Genomic DNA, 17,579 nt, shown 5'->3' with positions numbered 1-17,579 from the left:
TTCTAGTTGTTCCTGTTCGGGGCCGCCTTGACAGGCGCAACTTGCGAGAGAAAGCTGCCAACAGGGCAGGGACGGCAAGCCGTTGCCTCAGAGGCGCCGCAAGCGCGCAACAGTCGAAGGAGTATCGTCTTGGCTGTCACCATCACCTCCCTCGTCCTTTTGCTTATCGGCCTGTTCCTCGGCGGCGGCGGCATCTGGCTGGTGACGTTGGGTGGCAGCTGGTACTACCTGATTGCCGGACTGGCCTTCCTGATCACCGCCTGGCTCGTTTTCCGCCGCAGATCGACAGGGCTCTGGCTCTATGCCGCGATCGTGCTCGCTTCGCTCTGCTGGGCGGTGTGGGAAACCGGCTTTGATTGGTGGCAGCTCGGCCCGCGCGGCGGCATCATCGTTCTCATCGCGCTCTGGCTGCTGACGCCATGGGCCAGGCGGGGATTCACCGGTCCGGACGGACGCGCTCCGCTCATCCTGGCGGTGCTCGCATCGCTTGCAGTGGCCGGCTATTCGATGACCGCCGATCCGAAGGACATCGGCGGCACGCTCAACACCGATAAGGTGACGCCGACGGCCAATCTCGGCGGCGACATGCCGGCGGGCGAATGGCATTTCTACGGCCGCACGCCGTTCGGCCAGCGTTACTCGCCGCTCGCTCAGATCACGCCGGACAATGTCGCCAAGCTGCAGCCGGCCTGGACCTATCGCACCGGCGACATGAAGGGTCCGGACGACATCGGCGAGACGACCTATCAGGTAACGCCGCTCAAGGTCGGTGATGCGCTCTACATCTGCACGCCCCACAATTTCGCCATCGCCATCGATGCCGCGACCGGCAAGGAGAAATGGCGCTACGACCCGAAGATCAAGCTCGATCCCAACCGCCAGCACCAGACCTGCCGCGGAGTTTCCTATTACGCCGATGCGAAGATCGCGGCGGGCCAGCCCTGCGCGGCACGCATCTACCTGCCGACTTCGGACGCCCGGCTGATCGCTCTCGATGCCGCGAACGGGCAAGTTTGTCCGTCCTTCGCCGAAGGCGGCACGCTGAACCTGATGGCCAACATGCCCTTTCCGAAGTCGGGCTATTACTATTCGACCTCAGCGCCGCTCATCCTCGCCGGCAAGATCATCGTTGGGGGCGCGGTCAACGACAATTATTCGACCGAGGAGCCGTCGGGCGTCATCCGCGCCTATGACGCGGGCACCGGCGCGCTGTTGTGGAATTGGGATTCCGGCAAACCGGATCAGACGACGCCGCTGCCGGCGGGGCAGAAATACACCAATAATTCGCCCAACATGTGGTCAACGGCGAGCGCCGACGAGAAGCTTGGCCTGCTCTACCTGCCGCTCGGCAACCAGACGCCCGACCAGCTCGGCATGGGCCGCAGCGCCAATGTCGAAAAATTCTCCTCCTCGATCACCGCGCTCGACCTCAACACCGGACAGTTGCGCTGGGTGCGCCAGACCGTGCATCACGACCTGTGGGACATGGACGTGCCGGCGCAGCCGACGCTGGTCGACATCACGACGGGGAGCGGCGTGGTGCCGGCACTGGTAGGGCCGACCAAGCAGGGCGATCTCTATGTGCTCGATCGGCGCACTGGCGAACCGATCATTCCGGTGAAGGAAGTGCCGGCACCGGGCGGAGCGATCGAAGGCGACCATACCTCGCCGACGCAGCCGTCGTCCGACCTGTCGTTCAACCCGAAGCCGCTGACCGGCGCCGACATGTGGGGCATCACCATGTTCGATCAGCTGGCGTGCCGGATCGAACTGAAGACACTGCGTTACGAGGGACGCTACACGCCGCCCTCGCTGCAGGGCACGCTGGTCTATCCCGGCAATTTCGGCGTGTTCAACTGGGGCGGGGTCGCGGTCGACCCGGTGCGGCAGGTGATGTTCGGCATGCCGACTTATCTCGCTTTCACGTCGAAACTCATTCCGCGCGCGGACGTGCCGCCGCCCGGCGACACCAAGGGCAGCGAGCAGGGGCTCAACCGCAATGAGGGCGCGCCTTACGCGGTGGTGATGGGGCCATTCCTGTCGCCGCTCGGCATTCCCTGTCAGGCGCCGCCCTGGGGCTATGTCGCCGGCGTCGACTTGAGGACCGGGCAGATCGCCTACAAGCATCGCAACGGCACCGTCTACGACATGACGCCGCTGCCCCTGCCGCTCAAGGTCGGCGTTCCAGGCATCGGCGGGCCGATGATCACGGCCGGTGGCGTTGCCTTCCTCGGGGCCGCGGTCGACGACTATCTGCGCGCATATGACCTTACGACGGGCAAGCAGCTCTGGCGCGCGAGGCTGCCGGCCGGCGGCCAGTCGACACCGATGACCTACACCGTCGCCGACGGCCGCCAGTTCGTGGTCATCGTCGCCGGCGGCCACGGCTCGGTCGGTACCAAGCCGGGCGATTATGTGATGGCTTACACGCTGCCCAAGTAGACGAGGACATCCAATCGCGCCGGCCTTTTTCGCCGAGCACGTGGCCAAGCGCCTGCAGCGACGACAGCAAGCGCCGCCTCAGCCAGCCGCTACGCCGGAGGCCATCACGTTCCCGGCATTCCCCTTTTTGCCGTTCGGACCGGGCGGGGCCGCTCCGCAGTTTTCCGTCCCACCGTGACAGCACCATCAACTTTTTCGGAATGACTAAAATGTGATGGATGCGGAAGCCACCGGCAATCGTCATGGTCGAAGTTCGGGTCGAGTGCCGTTGTCGCCGGCGGATGACTGGACCGTGCGCGTTCTAACCCTATCTTGCGCGTCAAACAGTCGTCGAGGAGAGCCATGACCGAACCTGTCGCCAAGCCTGTCGTCACACAGCCCATCATCACTCAGGCGATGATCGATGCCTATGACGAATATACGCATCTGACGCTCGACCGGCGGCGCTTCATGGAGCAATTGACTCGGCTCGCTGGATCGGGCGCCGCGGCCGCCGCGATCGCGCCGATGCTGGCTGCGAATTCGGCCAAGGCGGCGATCGTCGCCGAGAACGATCCGAGGGTGAAGGGCGAGGACATTACCTATCCCGGCAGCAGCGGCGAGATGAAGGGCTATCTGGTCAAGCCGGCGAATCAGTCCGGCAAACTCGGCACGGTGATCGTCGTCCATGAGAACCGGGGGCTCAATGGGCATATCCGTGACGTCGCCCGGCGCGTGGCGCTGGAAGGCTTCGTCGCGCTGGCGCCGGACTTCCTGTCGCCGCTCGGCGGCACTCCCGCCGACGAGGACAAGGCGCGCGACATGTTCAGCAAGCTCGATGCTGCCCAAGTCGCGGCCGACGGCGTAGCGACGGTCGCCTATCTCAAGACTTACCAAGACAGCAACGGCAAGGTCGGCGCGGTCGGCTTCTGCTGGGGTGGCGGCACGGTGAACACGCTCGCCGTCAATGCGCCGGACCTCAGCGCCGGCGTCGCCTATTACGGCATGCAGCCGAAGGCCGAGGATGTGCCGAAGATCAAGGCGGCGCTGCTGCTGCATTATGCCGGGCTGGACGAGCGCATCAATGCCGGCATCGACGCCTACAAGAAGGCGCTCGACGCCGCGCATATCGAATACACCGTCTATGTCTATGACGGCGTCAACCACGCCTTCAACAACGACACCTCGGCCGCGCGCTACGACAAGAAGGCGGCCGATCTGGCCTGGGGGAGGACGCTCGCCTTCCTTAAGGAGAAACTGGCCTGAGGTGTGTTGATATTCAGGTGAGCCCGGCCTGCGAATGGCGGCTTCCTGCGCTTCCGGTGCTCACGTACTTCAAAGTACGCTCCGCTCTGGTTCTCGGAATCCACCATTCTCGGCTCGGCCTGACCTGAATCTCAACACACCTCGACGGCGGCGGATCACTCCGGCGCCGGCTTGTGCATGGCGACGCCCGCCACAACCAGCGCGATGCCGAGGCAATCGGTGAGGCTCGGAACCTGCCTGAGCACGACGACGCCGATCAGGGTCGCGGTGAGCGGCAAGAGCGATAGCATGAGCGCGAAGCTCGCGCGCGGCAGCCGCGCCATGGCGAGCTGGTCGCAAATGTAGGGGATGACCGAGGAGCAGATGCCGACGCCGATACCGGCGATCATCAGTTGCGGCGCCGAGAAGGCTGGCAGCGCCTCGATGAGGCCGACCGGCAGCACGACGAGGAAGGCGATCGCCATGGCGGTGCCGAGGCCGGCGACGCCGAGGCCTGTCCGGGCGATGCGGTGGCCCAAAACGATATAGCCGATGAACAGCGCGCCGTTGAGAAAAGCCCAGAACAGGCCGACGGGATCGCTCGACCATTTGACATCGATCAACAGCAACGTGCCGGCGACAGCGATGGCGAGCGCCGCGAAATTGCGCGGGGTTCTGAGGCCGACCATCGCGACGCCTATGGTGCCGACAAATTCGATCGCGGCGACCAGCGAGATCGGCAGGCGGTCGAGAGCCAGATAGAAGGCGCAGTTCATCACCGCCAGGCAGGCGCCGAAGGCCAACAGCAGCAGGCGGGCCGAGCGGTCGGCGCGCGCGAAAACCGTCCATGGCCTGGTAAGCGGCGCGAAGACGAGCGCGGCCGTGGCGATGCGCAGCCAGGCCATGCCGAGCACGCCGACCTGAGCGAACAGCAGCACGGCGAAGGCCGGCCCGAGATAGTGGAAGATCGCGCTGACGCAGAACCAGACATGCGGCGGCAGTGCATCGGCCAGTCCGGCGAGGGCAGGGCGCGCAGCGTCGGTGTCGCTGCCGGCCCGGTTTGTCGGACGAACTTGCGCTTCAGAATTCATAGGGTCATTATCGCAGGCGAACTTCGCGACTTATATGGTTGATGCACGGTTCCGATCGCCGTTCACCTTCTGAAGAAAAGATGATTATTTGAAACGCCTTCGAAATGAAAATGGCGAGCTGGATGCGGCGGACCTGAAAATCCTGCGACTCCTGGAAAAGGATGCGCGCACCAGCACGGCGGAGCTGGCGCGCGCCGTCGGGCTCTCGGCGCCGAGCGTGGCGGAACGCATTCGCAAGCTGCACGAGAATGGCGTGATCGAAGCCTATACGGTGAAGATCAATCCGGCGGCGCTCGGCATGAAGCTGTCGGCATGGCTGCGAATCAGGCCGGTGCCGGGGCAGCTTGCCGTGGTGGCCGGGATCATCCGCGACCTGCCGGAAATCGCCCAATGCGACCGAGTGACCGGCGAGGATTGCTTCATCGCGCTCGCGCATGTCGGCTCGGTGGCCGAATTGGAGCGGGTGATCGACAGAATTATTCCCTATGCGATGACCAACACCGCCATCATACAGTCGTCGCCGGTCGAGGCGCGCTCGCCGCTTGGCAGTTTAAGGGAGCGCTGAAGGCTCAGTGTGCCCCCGTCTCATGCGCGCCTGCTTGAGAATCGCGCGCCAGCGGATCATGTCGAAGGGGATGGGCTCGTTGTTGTTGGCGATGTGGAAGATCTCGTTGTTGACGTTCTTCAACGATCGCCAGAAATCATAGTCGGTGATGCGCGGATCGGCCGCCAACCGCTCCACTTCGACCTTGATGTCGGTTTTCATGCACTGTCCTCGCACCGCATTCCGCCTGCCGCCCGCGCGTAAACCCGGTGCGGCGGTTTTCGAACGCGCCACTGAGTCGTTCAACAGACTCAATCGGCTTGTTCACGTTAAAACCTTGGTAAGGTTAACGCGGGTGTGCGGGTTTTCAAGCGCTCTTGCGTTTGATGCCGATCGAACGGCCGGCACGCTCCGGCATCGGCAACGCGGCGTGGGCGGCGCGCATGGCTTCAACCTGTGCCATCACATCGGCCGGGAAGGGAGCGACCCTCGGCCCGGCCATGTCGACATGCAGCGCAAGCTGCTCGGACGTCGCGGCCAGCCAGCCATCGACGTGGCGAATCTCCTGATAGGCCCTCAGCCGCTTCTCGTCGTGGTCGATGAGCTGGAACGAGACCTTCACCTTGTGGTCGAGGTGAAGCTCCTGCACGTAGCAGACATGGACTTCCGCGGTGTAGATGGTGAGGCGGCGATCCTTGGCATAGTTCGGTCCCATACCCATCAGCTCGAACGCTTCGTCCGAGCAGCGGTCGAACAGCACGTTGTAATAGGCCATGTTGAGATGGCCGTTATAGTCGATCCAGTCCTTCTCGATCGCCATCGGGCTGGAAATGATCGGCGCGGGCATCGTCATCTGGCTTTCCTTGATCGTCGCTGGACAGGGCCTGGCTGGTGAGGTTCACTTTTGTTCTGGCGCAATTCCGCACGGAAACCGCTTCACTCTTTTCCTGGAATTGCTTTAGGCATCATCCATAGCTGCATTACAAGAGTGGCCGCTGGTCCATTCGCGGAGGAATTCATGGCTTTGAGCGACCTCAACCCCGTCGAGCGCAACGAGGAAGGCATCGCCGCCGCGCTCGGCATCCTCAAGCAGCGGTTCGGCGAGCGTTTTCAGACCGGCGAGGCGATCCGCGACCAGCATGCGCACACCACCACCTACATCCCGACCCAGGCGCCGGACGGCGTCGTCTTCGCCGAAACCAAGCCGGAGGTGCAGGAGATCGTGCGCACCTGCGCCGCGCATCGTGTGCCGGTCATTGCCTTCGGCGTCGGCTCCTCGCTCGAGGGCCACACCAATGCGCCGGGCGGAGGCATATCCATCGACACCTCTCGCATGAACCGCATCCTCTCGGTCAATCCGCAGGATCTCGACTGCACGGTCGAGCCCGGAGTGACACGCGAGGATCTCAACCGGCATTTGCGCGACACCGGCCTGTTCTTCCCGATCGATCCCGGCGCCAATGCCTCGCTGGGCGGCATGGCGGCAACTCGGGCGTCCGGCACCAATGCCGTGCGCTACGGCACGATGCGCGAAAACGTGCTGTCGCTGACGGCGGTGATGGCCGACGGCGAGGCAGTGACGACCGGCAAGCGGGCAAAGAAAAGCTCGGCCGGCTACGACTTGACGCGGCTCTTGGTCGGCTCGGAAGGCACGCTCGGCATCATCACAGCACTGACGCTCAGGCTGCAGGGCATTCCGCAGGCGATCTCCGGCGGTGTCTGCCCGTTCCCGACCTTGGAGGCCGCATGCAACGCAGTGATAGCGACCATTCAGATGGGCATCCCGGTGGCGCGCATCGAACTGGTCAACGCGCTGCAGATGCGGGCGATGAAGAATTATTCGAAGCTCGACTACCCCGAGAGCCCGTGCCTTTTCGTCGAATTTCACGGCAGCGACGCCGGTGTCGCCGAACAGGCCGAGACTTTCGGCATGATCGCCGAGGAGAATGGCGGCGGACCATTCCTGTGGACCAGCGTCGCCGAGGAGCGGACGAAGCTCTGGAAGGCGCGGCACGACGCCTACTGGTCGTCGCTGACGCTGCGCCCCGGCGCCAAGGGGCTTTCGACCGATGTCTGCGTGCCGATCTCCCGGCTTGCCGAATGCGTCACCGAGACCGAAGCCGACATTGCCGAAATGGGCCTGATCGCGCCGATCGTCGGCCACGCCGGCGACGGCAATTTCCATGTGCTGGTGCTGATGGATGTCGACAGCCCGCAGGAGATCGCACTCGCTGAAAAATTCGTCGCGCGGCTCAACATGCGGGCGATCGCCATGGAAGGCACCTGCACCGGCGAACACGGCATCGGGCAAGGCAAGGTAAGCTTCCTGCGCCATGAACTCGGCCATGGCGTTGACGTCATGCGCACCATCAAGCAGGCGCTCGACCCGCTGAACATCATGAACCCCGGCAAGATCTTGCCGAGAGCCTAGAAGCCGAGGGTTGCAGCCGAATTGCCTCTTTATCGCCGCGCGGATGCGGGTAGAGTGCGGCTGACTTTAATCCTAGGCTTTGGAGCCGATGCTCGCTCGCCTGTTCGTGATCTTCGGTGGCCTGTTCGTGCTGGTGCTTTGCGCGGCGCTGGTGGTGCCGTATTTCATCGACTGGACCGGCTACCGCGCCGATTTCGAGCGCGAGGCGAGCACCATCCTCGGCCGCAAGGTGACCGTGAAAGGCGACGCGACCGCGCGACTCTTGCCATTCCCTTCGGTGACCTTCTCCAATGTCGAGGTCGCAGGCGGCCCTGGCGGACAGCCGGCGATGACGATGGAGACCTTCTCCATGGACGCGGAGCTGGCGCCGTTCCTGCGCGGCGAACTGCTGATCTTCGACATGCGGCTGGTGCATCCGAAGGCGACCATCGATGTTGCCGGCGACGGCACGGTCGACTGGGCGATTCGGCCGTCGACGCCCTTCGATCCCGGACAGATCGCGATCGAGAAGCTGACGGTGACCGAAGGGCAGATCGAATTGCGCCATGCCGCCGGCGGGCGCAGCCATTTTATCTCCGAGATCAACTCGACCGTTTCGGCAAAGTCGCTCGCCGGTCCATGGCGGATGGACGGCTCGCTGCGCTTCGACGGCCTGCGCGCGGAAGTCTCGGCCTCAACCGGCAGAGCGGAAGCCGACGGCCAGATGCGGGTCAGACTCAAAGCCGACCCGGATGCCTATCCGCTCATCATCGAGACAGACGGCAACGCCGGCATCGTCAAAGGCGCGGCGGTCTATTCCGGTCAGTTCAAGGTTTCGGCCTCTGACAAGAATGAGGCCGACAGGAGCTCGGCCGAATTGCGCGACACTGACGGCGAGCCCGTGAAGGTCAGCGCCGGCAAGCCCGATCCCGGCTTCCGGCTGAACGGCAAATTCGCGCTCGACCATCAGAAGCTCGGTGTCGATGAATTCCGCTTCGAGACCGGACCGCTCGACAACCCCTATACCGCCGGCGGCAAGGCCTCGGTCGATCTCGGCCTGAAACCGCATTTTTCGATCGAAGCGAACGGCGCGCAGGTGCAGTTCGACGAGGCGGTGGGCGCATCCGCAGGTGCCGGATTGACGCTCGACCAGCGTATCGCGGCGTTCGAGCAGACGCTTCAGCACATGCCGAAGCCGACGATACCGGGCACGGTCGAGGTCAGGCTGCCGGCCGTGGTGGCGGGCGATACCACGGTTCGCGACGTGCGGCTCTCGGCGGAGCCGGCCGAAGGCGGGTGGTCGGTGAAGTCGCTCGCCGCGACACTGCCCGGGCGGGCGACGCTTGAAGCCGACGGCATGCTGAACGTCGAGGACCATTTCGGCTTCACCGGATCCCTGCTGCTTGCCGTCGGACAGCCGTCCGGTTTCGCCGCCTGGCTGTCGAAGGATGTCGACGACGCGATCCGCCGTCTGCCGGCGGCGGGCTTCAAGGCCAAGGTCGATCTCAGCGAGAACCGGCAGTCGTTCAGCGACCTCGAGCTGATCCTCGGCAAGGCGAAATTTTCCGGCCGCATCGATTCCAGCCAGCCCGATGGCGCCAGGCCCTCGGTGCTGATGCAGCTGGAGGGCGGCGAGCTCGACGTCGATGGGCTGGCGGCCTTCGCCTCGATCTTTGTCAGCGACAAGGGCGCCAACCGCTTCTCCGACCGCGACCTCGATTTCCAAATCAAGGCGGGCCCGGTCAGCGCCGCCGGGCTGACCGCCGATACAGTTGATACGGCGTTGAGGCTGCGCAAGGGCCTGCTCGAGATCGACCGGCTCTCGGTCGGAGGGCTCGCCGGCGCCTCGATCAGCGCCACCGGGCGCATCAAGGATTTTCCGGAAAGCCCGACCGGCAAGCTCGACGCATCCGTGGTGGCCGTCGATCTCAAGCCGCTCATAGATGTCGCAGCCCAGCATTATCCGGACAATCAGGTTCTGAAAGGCCTGGCTGCCCGTGTTGCTGCCTATCCGGAGCTGTTCCAGGACGCCCGGATCGACCTGGTGACAAGTGCCGCCGACAATGGCGACGGCACCACCGGACTCGCGCTCTCCGCGCAAGGCAAGGCCGGCGGTTCCGCCTTCTCGGCTTCGCTTTCGGGCAGGGGGACGCGGGATCGGCTTCCCGATGCGCCGGTGTCGATCACCTTCAATGCCAGGAACGAGAACGCCGCTACGCTGCTTGCACTCTACGGCCTGCCGGCGCTGCCGCTCGGCATGCTTGGACAGGCCACCACCGATATCACGGCCAAAGGCTCGCTGGGCGGCGGTCTGGCAACCAGCTTCAACCTGACGGCCGACGATTTCAGGGCGAGCTTTGACGGGACCATAGCCGAGACAGAGCAAGGCGCCACCGCCAAGGGCAAGGTCAATCTCGACGCCGCCGATATCGAGCCATGGCTGATGACGACAGGTGTCGGGCTGCCCGGCATGGGCACCGGCACGTCGGCTTCGCTCGCCAGCGATGCCGACTTCGGCAATGGGCTTCTGGTGCTGAGCGGGCTCAGCGGCGCCGTCAACAAGGCGACTGTGTCCGGCGACGTCAACGCCGACATGAAGGACGGACTGCCGCATCTTGCCGGCGCGCTGGCGCTCGATGAGCTCGACCTCGATCCGCTGGCGGTTTCGTTGTTCGGCGACCAGTCCTTCCTCGCCGGGAAGGACGGTGGCTGGCCGACGACGCCGTTCAGCCGGAAATCGACCCTGCCGTTCAGCGCCGATCTCGACCTCAACACGGCCGCCCTTGCCGCCGGACCGTTCGCGACCGCGCATGACGCGACGCTGTCGCTGAAGCTCGACCGGGAAGGCATCCGTGTCTCGGACCTCAAAGCCAAGCTCTATGAGGGCACGCTGACCGGCCTGTTCGAGCTCAAGAACACGGACGGCACCGGCCTGTTATCGGGTCAATTGAAGCTGGCGGGCAGTGATCTTGCCGCAGTGCTGCCTGGCGCCGGAATCAGCGGCAGCGGCGACATTTCGGCCGCGCTGTCGACCAGCGGCAAGTCTGTCGATGCGATGATCGCCGCCCTGTCAGGGTCCGGCACGGCGGCGCTGAAGGGACTGGCCATCTCCGGCATCAATCCCGATGCCTTTGCCCCCGTCATCGCCAAGGCCGATTCAATCGGACGCGACATTGATGCCGCCAAGACCGCCGGCTTCGCGCCTGAGATCGCCGGACAGGGAAGTTTCGAGGCCGGCAATACCGATATCCCCTTCACAGTTGCCAATGGCACGCTGCGGGCGCCGCCGATCAGCCTCGACAATCCGGCGGCGACGCTGTCTGCGGACGTCACCGCCGACCTCGATGCGAGCACGGTGGCCGCCAAGGGGGCGATCACCTATCGACCGGGCGACGAGGCGCTGGTCGGCTCCGAACCGGCTGTGAACTTCAGCCTTGCAGGCCAGATCGGGGCGACGTCGCTCCAGTTCGACAGCGCGCCGCTGGCGCAGTTCCTGACCCAGCGCGCGTTGGAGAAGGAGCAGCAGCGCGTCGAGGCGATGCAGGCGGCGCTGCTCGAGAAGCAGAGGCTGCGGCGCGAGGTGCGCTACTACGCTGCGCTGCAGACGGAGCGCGACCGGGCGGCCGAGGAACGGCGCCGGCAAGAGGAAGAGGCGCGGCAGAAAGCCGAGGCTGAAGCCAGGGCGAAAGCCGAAGCGGAGGCGCAAGCGAAGGCAGAAGCCGAGGCGCAAGCCAAAGCGGAAGAAGAGGCAAGGGCAAAAGCGGAAGCCGACGCCAAGGCTCAGGCCGAGGCCGAGGCGCGCGCCAAGGCCGAGGCTGATGCGCAAGCAAAGGCGGAAGCCGATGCCAAGGCAAAGGCCGAGCAACAGGCCGCAGCCGCGAAAGCCCAGGCCGAGGCGGATCGCAAGCGTGCCGAGCAGGCGAGGCTGGAAGCTGAACGCAGGGCGGTTGAGCAGGCGCCAAAAGTCGACCGGTCGCTTCCCGGCGTCAACGACGGTTCCGTTCCAGAGCCGCCGAAGCCCAAGTCCAATCCGTTCACGATCGACAACCTCCTGAAGTCGCTGGACGGCGGTTGAAACCCATTATTCCAGGAAAACTGCATAGCGGTTCCGCCCGGAATCGCGGGCGAACAAAACACCCAAGACGTCGCGAAGGACAGCGCTGGATGTAGCGCTCAAACCGGCTCCTGCCGCGAAAGCAGGCGCTTGAGCATAGGTTCGATGCGGGCAAGCTCGTCGAGATGGGCGGCCGACAATTCGGCGAGACGGTCGTCGGCGAGCGGGGTGAGTTGCAGCAGGACGCGGCGGTGGTCGGCCTTGTCTTGATCCCGCGCGACCAAGCCGGCCTCGCTCAGCCGATTCACCAGTTCGACGGTGCTGTGGTGGCGGATGCGCAACCGCTCCGCCAGATCGCCCACTGCCACCGGCCCGCCGCCGGGATAGCCCTTGATCGCCAGCAGCGCCTGGTGCTGGCGCGGGGTCAAGCCCGCCTCATTCGCCTGCAACTGGCTGAATTCGAGGAAGCGGCGGATCAGGTAGCGGAACTCCGAAAGCCGCTGATAGTCGGCCTGGCTGATGGCGGGACGTGGTTTCTTCGGGTGCGTCATGCCACGACTTATCGCCCTTTCCGGCCAAAGCTCAACTCTTATGAAAGCCTGGCGCATCCATGACCAAAATGACGCGGAGCAGCCACCAAAAACGGCTTGAAGAATTATATCGTGTTACGATATGTAGCCGCCCGACAACCGGACGGTACCGCGCCGCCAGAAAGCTCAGGCTCCCCAATGAAATCCGCTCATGCCGGAAACGGCCATCTCCGCGACTTCACCACCGATCCGCGGGTGCTCATCATCGCCGCCATCGCAGTCGTTGTGGCGACCGCCGGGCTGTTTGCCGGCATCGCGCTGTTGAAGCTGATAAGGCTCGCCACCAACATCGCCTATTTCGGCCAGTTCACACTGGCCGAGCTCAGGCTCGAGGACACGCCGCTCGGCTATGCCGCCGTGCTGGTTCCAGTGATCGGCGCGCTGGTCATCGGGCTGATGGCGCGCTTCGGCAGCGAAAAGATCCGCGGCCACGGCATTCCGGAAGCCATCGAAGCAATCCTGCTCGGCCGCTCGCGGCTCGACGCCAAAGTGGCGGTATTGAAGCCATTGTCGTCGGCGATCTCGATCGGCTCCGGCGGACCGTTCGGCGCCGAGGGGCCGATCATTATGACCGGCGGGGCAATCGGCTCGCTGATCGCGCAGGTGCTGCCGGTCAGCGACAATGAACGCAAGACGCTGCTGGTGGCGGGCGCGGCGGCCGGCATGACGACCGTGTTCGGCACGCCGATCGCGGCAATCATGCTTGCCGTCGAGCTGCTGCTGTTCGAATGGACGCCGCGCAGCTTCATCCCGGTCGCCGTCGCCGCCATCGTCGCCGAGGTCGAACGCACCTTGCTGCACCTGCCCGGACCGATCTTCCCGTTCTCGGGCAGCATGGAAGCGTCGATCGCCGGATTGGGTGGCTGGGTGCTGGTCGGGATTGCCGCCGGCCTGCTCTCCGGCTTGCTGACGCAAATGGTCTATGCGTGCGAGGACGCCTTCCAGAAGCTGCCGATACACTGGATGTGGTGGCCGATGATCGGCGGCCTGGTGGTCGGTATCGGCGGACTGATCGAGCCGCAGGCGCTCGGTGTCGGCTACGACAACATCGCCAACATGTTGGATGGCCATGTGCTGGCGGCGGCCGCACTGACGCTTTTGGTGGTCAAGGCCATTGTCTGGTCGGTGGCGCTGGGTTCGGGAACGTCGGGCGGCGTGCTGGCGCCGCTCTTGATCATGGGCGGCGCGATGGGCGGGGTGCTTGCCGGTATCCTGCCCGAGGCGACGCCCGGCTTCTGGCCGCTGCTGGCGATGGCCGCGACCATGGGCGGCACCATGCGCGCGCCGCTGACCGCGACCTTCTTCGCGGTCGAACTCACCGGCAACACCCACATGCTGGTGCCGCTGATCGCAGCCTGCGCCACCGCCCATGCCGTCACCGTGCTGTTGATGAAGCGATCGATCCTGACCGAAAAGGTGGCGCGGCGCGGACACCACCTCGTTCGCGAATACCGCGTCGATCCCTTCGCGCTGACCAGGGTGCGCGAGGTGATGACGACCAAGGTCGAGAGCGTGCCGGCGACGATGACGCTGCACGGCGCGGCGGCATTCCTGACCGCGCCGGACACGCGCCATCCGAGCTTTCCTGTGATCGACGAGAATGGCCATGTGCTCGGCCTCATCGATCCGCCGGCGATCCTGCGTTGGCGCCGCGCCGGCAAGCACCGGAAGACGACGCTCGGCGAACTTTTGGCCGGCAGCAAGGTCACGCTCGCCTATCCCGACGAATATCTGGAAGGACTGTCAGACAAGCTGCTCCTGGCCAACGTCTCGCATCTGCCGGTCGTCTCGCGCGAGGATGCACGGCTGGTCGGCTATGTCGGCTGGAGGGACCTGATGCGGGTGCGGTCGAAAAAGCAGGCCGAGGAACGCGACCGTTCGGCCCTGCTCAGCTTCGGCGCCAAGCGCAAGGCGCAGGAAAGCATCGGCGATCCGGTCTGAGGCCGGTCAAGACGCCTTGCCGCCGCGCTTTGCCCAGGCGAGCACGTAGAGTCTGAGCGCGGAGGAGAGGTTGGCGTCACGGGTCCGCGTTTCGTCGATCTCGGCAACGAGGGCCGCGAGCGACAGCGAACGTTGCGTCGCGATCGTCACCAAGTCGTCGTAGAAGGGCTGCTCCAGGGAAAAACTGGTGCGGTGGCCGCGGATCGTCACCGAGCGTTTTTCGACAGCGGCCATCCGGGCGCTCAGCGCCGGTCCGGATCGCCGGGCTTTTCGCGGCGATGGCCGTCCAGGAATTTTTCCGTCATGTCGGACGTCAGCCGGTCACGCTCGCGCTCGGCTTTGGAACGGCCGTGCAATGCCCGGTTTTCCCCGGCCAGGCGTTCCTTCTCGATGCGCGCTTTCTGCTTGCGGGCCTGGCGGAGATTGACGACCTCGCCCATTTCCCCGGCTCACTTCTTGCGAAAGGCGTCGAGCGAAACCACTTCGGCACCCTTGCCGCCGGTATCGGCGGCAGCCGGCTTCTTCTCGGCCTCGGTGGCCTTTTTCTTCGATTCCGGTTTCTTTTCGGTCACGACCGCGATCGGTAGCTCCGGGGCCGGCGCGGCATCGTCGTCTTCCGCGGCGTTGTCCGCCTTGACGTCGAATTCGAGTTCGAAATTCACCGATGGGTCATAGAAACCGCGCACGGCGGAGAAGGGGATTTCGAGCTTTTCGGGCACGTCGGAAAAGGAGAGTCCCACCTCGAAACCGGTGTCGGTCACCTTCAGGTCCCAGTACTGGAACTGGATGACGATGGTCATCTGCTCCGGATAACGCTCGCGCAGCCGCGAGGAGATGCGCACGCCCGGCGCGCCGGTCAGGAAGGTGATGAAGAAATGATGGTTGCCCGGAAGGCCCGTGCGCGCGACTTCGGCCAGGACCTTGCGCATGACGCCGCGCAATGCCTCCTGGGCCAGAATGTCGTAGCGGATGTGGTCGTCGGCCATGTGACGGTCGGGTTCCATTGAATCGTCCGCATAGCTGTAATCAAGCTTGGGCGCGGCGTAAACCGCATATAGGCGCCGAAAGCTAAGGCCAAGAGGGCTGGCGGCGATTTGATCGCTCAGGCGTGGGCGAGGGCGGCCTGCCGGGCGGCTGCCGCTTTCTTCCTGCCGAAGGCGGCCAGGAAGGTGCGCACGCCGTTGGTCGCTGAGCGCAACACCTCTTCCTCCGTCGGTATGCCGCCGAGCATGAAGGTTGTCTGCAACTCGGCGTTGACGAGTGCGAGGAACTGCCGCGCCGCCACGTCCGGATCGTCGATCGAGAGGTGCCCGGCATAGGCCAGCCGCGCGAAGCGGGCGGCAAGCGCCGACCAGGTGCGGCCCGGTCCCTGTTCGCGCCACTCGGCAAAAAGCTCGGGATAGCGCTCGCCCTCGGCCTGGATCAGCTTGCGCAGGAAGCGGCCGTCGCGGTTGCAGATACAGTTGCGGTTCATGCGCACCGCGAAGGCGACAAGATCGGCTTCGAGATCGGCGGGCTGGTCGGGAAAGGTGGCAATGGTGGCGAAGATGCCGGCATTGCAGCGCTCCGTCAGGTCGCGCACAATGGCCATGAACAGCTTTTCCTTATCGCCATGGTGATTGTAGACGGTCTGGCGCGAAACGCCGGCCTCGGCCGCGATCAGGTCGATATTGGCGCCGGCATAGCCTTCGCGGCAGAAGACCGAAGCGGCAGCATCAACCACCGATATGCGCTTGGCCTCATGGCTGCGTGGCGGGAAAGTGTCAGGAGAAACGCCGACCTTCATAAAAACTATATAGCGATGATTGACGAATTGGACAAGCCTGTCTAAATTTGTAGACACAATAAAGCGAAGTCCGCTCCCGGGAACAACAGAATCGCGCTTTGAAGCGACGATGATTTCACATCCCGGATGTCGGGGTTCCACGGGATGGAACGTCCTCGGGTAGACGCCGGACCACGGCGGCAACCAGATCCGAAAGAAGCCCTTATCATGAGTCCCAAATTCCTCCGCATCGCGGTCGTGCTAGGCTTGTTGTCCGCAATCGGCCCGTTCGCCATCGATATGTACCTTCCCGCACTGCCTTCGATCGGTGCGGATTTGAAGGCTGGCACCGCCGCCGTGCAGATGAGCCTTTTGATCTTCTTCCTGTCGATGGGTTTCGGCCAGATCGTCGTCGGACCGATCTCGGACATGGTCGGGCGCAAGCTGCCGCTTTATGTCGGACTCGCGCTGTTCATGGTTGGCGGCGTCGGCTCGGCTATGGCGCCCAATATCGAGTGGTTGATCGCCTTCCGCTTCCTGCAGGGGCTCGGCGCCAGCGCCGGCATGGCAGTGCCGCGCGCCATCGTGCGTGACCTGCACACCGGCAACGAGGCCGCCAAGCTGATGTCGTTGCTGATGCTGGTGTTCTCGGTGTCGCCTATCCTCGCGCCGCTCACGGGCAGCCAGATCATCGAGAGCTTCGGCTGGCGTGCCGTGTTCTGGACGGTAACGGGCGCAGCAGCTTTAGCCACCATCCTGCTCGCGACCTCGCTGAAAGAGACGCGTTCGGCGGAGGAGCGCGCCAACTCATCCTTCGGCACGGCACTTGCCGGTTACCGCTACCTGATAAGTGACCGCAACTTCCTTGGCCTGACGGCGATCGCCGGCTTCGGCATTGCGAGCTTCTTCGTCTATCTGTCGAGTTCGTCCTTCATCCTGATCGACCACTACGGCCTGTCGCCGTCGGTCTACAGCGTGTTCTTCTCGATCAACGCGGTCGCCTTCATCGGCATGTCGCAGCTGACCGGGATGCTGGCGGATCGCTTCGGCTTGAAGCCGGTCGTGTGGGTCGCGGTGACCGGCTATGCCACGGTGATGGTGGCGCTGTTCGCGATCATGGCATCCGGTGTCGACCGGCTCGACGTGATGGCGGCGCTGCTCTTTGTAGGCTACGGCTTCCTTGGCCTGGTCATTCCGACCACCTCCGTGCTGGCGATGGAAGAGCATGGCGAGATCGCCGGCACGGCATCGGCGCTGATGGGCACGCTGCACTTCGCCATCGGCGCGCTGGCCATGGGCGTGGCGGGCCTCTTCTTCGACGGCACGCCGCTGCCGATGGTGGCTGGCATCACGCTCTGCGCGGTGATTTCTTTCATGCTGGCCAAGCTGACGCTCGGCCGTGCGCGCGAAGCGGTCGAAGCACCTGCCGAGTAAGAAGCGGATATAAATTGGAAGAGGCCGGGATTGCCCGAGGCCGGGATTGCCCGGCCTTTTTCAGCCCAGGCAGGACCGCAGCAT

Annotated in this window: 15 protein-coding genes; 7 read left to right on the top strand and 8 right to left on the bottom strand. The window is 64.5% G+C overall.

Annotation, left to right across the window (positions count from 1 at the left end; all coding sequences use genetic code 11):
* Positions 1–129: 129 nt before the first annotated feature.
* Together CK224_RS26265 and CK224_RS26260 are read left to right on the top strand one after the other, a co-directional pair.
* Complete coding sequence (locus tag CK224_RS26265) at positions 130–2,442, top strand: glucose/quinate/shikimate family membrane-bound PQQ-dependent dehydrogenase (protein ID WP_095783798.1); 2,313 nt, start codon at positions 130–132, stop codon at positions 2,440–2,442.
* Positions 2,443–2,784: 342 nt separating this feature from the next.
* Positions 2,785–3,687 (top strand): dienelactone hydrolase family protein, encoded by a 903-nt coding sequence (locus CK224_RS26260; protein ID WP_095783797.1) that lies wholly within the window; start codon positions 2,785–2,787, stop codon positions 3,685–3,687.
* Between the two features lie 155 nt (positions 3,688–3,842).
* Here CK224_RS26260 and CK224_RS26255 read toward each other — a convergent pair whose 3' ends face one another.
* Positions 3,843–4,757, bottom strand: a complete 915-nt coding sequence (locus tag CK224_RS26255) for a DMT family transporter (RefSeq protein WP_095783796.1) — start codon at positions 4,755–4,757, stop codon at positions 3,843–3,845.
* An 88-nt stretch (positions 4,758–4,845) separates the two neighbouring features.
* On the opposite strand from CK224_RS26255, the gene CK224_RS26250 reads away from it, so the two are divergent.
* Positions 4,846–5,322 carry an Lrp/AsnC family transcriptional regulator gene (locus CK224_RS26250; RefSeq protein ID WP_095783795.1) on the top strand — a complete coding sequence of 159 codons (477 nt, stop codon included), beginning with the start codon at positions 4,846–4,848 and terminating at the stop codon, positions 5,320–5,322.
* On the opposite strand, the gene CK224_RS26245 is transcribed toward CK224_RS26250, so the two are convergent.
* Together CK224_RS26245 and CK224_RS26240 are read right to left on the bottom strand one after the other, a co-directional pair.
* Complete coding sequence (locus tag CK224_RS26245; RefSeq protein WP_066990849.1) at positions 5,308–5,523, bottom strand: hypothetical protein; 216 nt, start codon at positions 5,521–5,523, stop codon at positions 5,308–5,310. The two genes, CK224_RS26250 and CK224_RS26245, sit on opposite strands and share 15 nt — an antisense overlap.
* A 145-nt stretch (positions 5,524–5,668) precedes the next feature.
* Complete coding sequence (locus CK224_RS26240) at positions 5,669–6,154, bottom strand: thioesterase family protein (RefSeq protein WP_095779017.1); 486 nt, start codon at positions 6,152–6,154, stop codon at positions 5,669–5,671.
* Between the two features lie 165 nt (positions 6,155–6,319).
* Between CK224_RS26240 and CK224_RS26235 the strand changes: the two genes are divergently transcribed.
* Positions 6,320–7,732, top strand: coding sequence for an FAD-linked oxidase C-terminal domain-containing protein (locus CK224_RS26235; RefSeq protein WP_095783794.1), 1,413 nt, complete (start codon positions 6,320–6,322; stop codon positions 7,730–7,732).
* An 88-nt stretch (positions 7,733–7,820) separates the two neighbouring features.
* Positions 7,821–11,786, top strand: a complete 3,966-nt coding sequence (locus CK224_RS26230; protein WP_095783793.1) for an AsmA family protein — start codon at positions 7,821–7,823, stop codon at positions 11,784–11,786.
* Between the two features lie 98 nt (positions 11,787–11,884).
* On the opposite strand, the gene CK224_RS26225 is transcribed toward CK224_RS26230, so the two are convergent.
* Positions 11,885–12,316, bottom strand: a complete 432-nt coding sequence (locus CK224_RS26225; RefSeq protein ID WP_095783792.1) for a helix-turn-helix domain-containing protein — start codon at positions 12,314–12,316, stop codon at positions 11,885–11,887.
* Positions 12,317–12,493: 177 nt separating this feature from the next.
* Between CK224_RS26225 and CK224_RS26220 the strand changes: the two genes are divergently transcribed.
* Entirely contained in the window at positions 12,494–14,296 is a 1,803-nt protein-coding gene (locus CK224_RS26220; protein ID WP_095783791.1) for a chloride channel protein, read from the top strand.
* 6 nt (positions 14,297–14,302) lie between these two features.
* Here the strand turns inward: CK224_RS26220 and CK224_RS26215 are convergent, their stop codons facing one another.
* From CK224_RS26215 to CK224_RS26200, 4 genes are all read right to left on the bottom strand, one after another.
* The gene (locus CK224_RS26215; protein WP_066990868.1) at positions 14,303–14,530 is read right to left on the bottom strand and encodes a ribbon-helix-helix domain-containing protein; all 228 of its coding nucleotides are present in this window, start codon (positions 14,528–14,530) and stop codon (positions 14,303–14,305) included.
* Between the two features lie 8 nt (positions 14,531–14,538).
* Positions 14,539–14,736: a DUF4169 family protein gene (locus CK224_RS26210; protein WP_095783790.1), complete on the bottom strand. Its 198-nt coding sequence runs from the start codon at positions 14,734–14,736 to the stop codon at positions 14,539–14,541.
* A gap of 9 nt (positions 14,737–14,745) precedes the next feature.
* Entirely contained in the window at positions 14,746–15,282 is a 537-nt protein-coding gene (locus CK224_RS26205) for an SspB family protein (protein ID WP_066990875.1), read from the bottom strand.
* A gap of 116 nt (positions 15,283–15,398) precedes the next feature.
* The gene (locus CK224_RS26200; RefSeq protein ID WP_095783789.1) at positions 15,399–16,082 is read right to left on the bottom strand and encodes a TetR/AcrR family transcriptional regulator; all 684 of its coding nucleotides are present in this window, start codon (positions 16,080–16,082) and stop codon (positions 15,399–15,401) included.
* Positions 16,083–16,289: 207 nt separating this feature from the next.
* Here CK224_RS26200 and CK224_RS26195 point away from each other — a divergent pair, with 207 nt between their 5' ends.
* Complete coding sequence (locus CK224_RS26195) at positions 16,290–17,495, top strand: multidrug effflux MFS transporter (RefSeq protein ID WP_095783788.1); 1,206 nt, start codon at positions 16,290–16,292, stop codon at positions 17,493–17,495.
* Positions 17,496–17,579: the final 84 nt, after the last annotated feature.

Source organism: Mesorhizobium sp. WSM3862 (genome assembly GCF_002294985.1).
In the GTDB taxonomy this organism is placed as follows: Bacteria; Pseudomonadota; Alphaproteobacteria; order Rhizobiales; family Rhizobiaceae; genus Mesorhizobium.
Note: the sequence above shows the minus strand (reverse complement) of the source record. Positions and strands in the feature narration are given on the sequence as shown.

Coding starts and splice junctions, on each gene's coding strand:
- CK224_RS26210 (WP_095783790.1), bottom strand. CDS start 14,736: ATGGGCGAGGTCGTCAATCTCCGCCAGGCCCGCAAGCAGAAAGCGCGC.
- CK224_RS26245 (WP_066990849.1), bottom strand. CDS start 5,523: ATGAAAACCGACATCAAGGTCGAAGTGGAGCGGTTGGCGGCCGATCCG.
- CK224_RS26260 (WP_095783797.1), top strand. CDS start 2,785: ATGACCGAACCTGTCGCCAAGCCTGTCGTCACACAGCCCATCATCACT.
- CK224_RS26205 (WP_066990875.1), bottom strand. CDS start 15,282: ATGGCCGACGACCACATCCGCTACGACATTCTGGCCCAGGAGGCATTG.
- CK224_RS26215 (WP_066990868.1), bottom strand. CDS start 14,530: ATGGCCGCTGTCGAAAAACGCTCGGTGACGATCCGCGGCCACCGCACC.
- CK224_RS26235 (WP_095783794.1), top strand. CDS start 6,320: ATGGCTTTGAGCGACCTCAACCCCGTCGAGCGCAACGAGGAAGGCATC.
- CK224_RS26195 (WP_095783788.1), top strand. CDS start 16,290: ATGAGTCCCAAATTCCTCCGCATCGCGGTCGTGCTAGGCTTGTTGTCC.
- CK224_RS26220 (WP_095783791.1), top strand. CDS start 12,494: ATGAAATCCGCTCATGCCGGAAACGGCCATCTCCGCGACTTCACCACC.
- CK224_RS26230 (WP_095783793.1), top strand. CDS start 7,821: ATGCTCGCTCGCCTGTTCGTGATCTTCGGTGGCCTGTTCGTGCTGGTG.
- CK224_RS26200 (WP_095783789.1), bottom strand. CDS start 16,082: ATGAAGGTCGGCGTTTCTCCTGACACTTTCCCGCCACGCAGCCATGAG.
- CK224_RS26240 (WP_095779017.1), bottom strand. CDS start 6,154: ATGACGATGCCCGCGCCGATCATTTCCAGCCCGATGGCGATCGAGAAG.
- CK224_RS26225 (WP_095783792.1), bottom strand. CDS start 12,316: ATGACGCACCCGAAGAAACCACGTCCCGCCATCAGCCAGGCCGACTAT.
- CK224_RS26255 (WP_095783796.1), bottom strand. CDS start 4,757: ATGAATTCTGAAGCGCAAGTTCGTCCGACAAACCGGGCCGGCAGCGAC.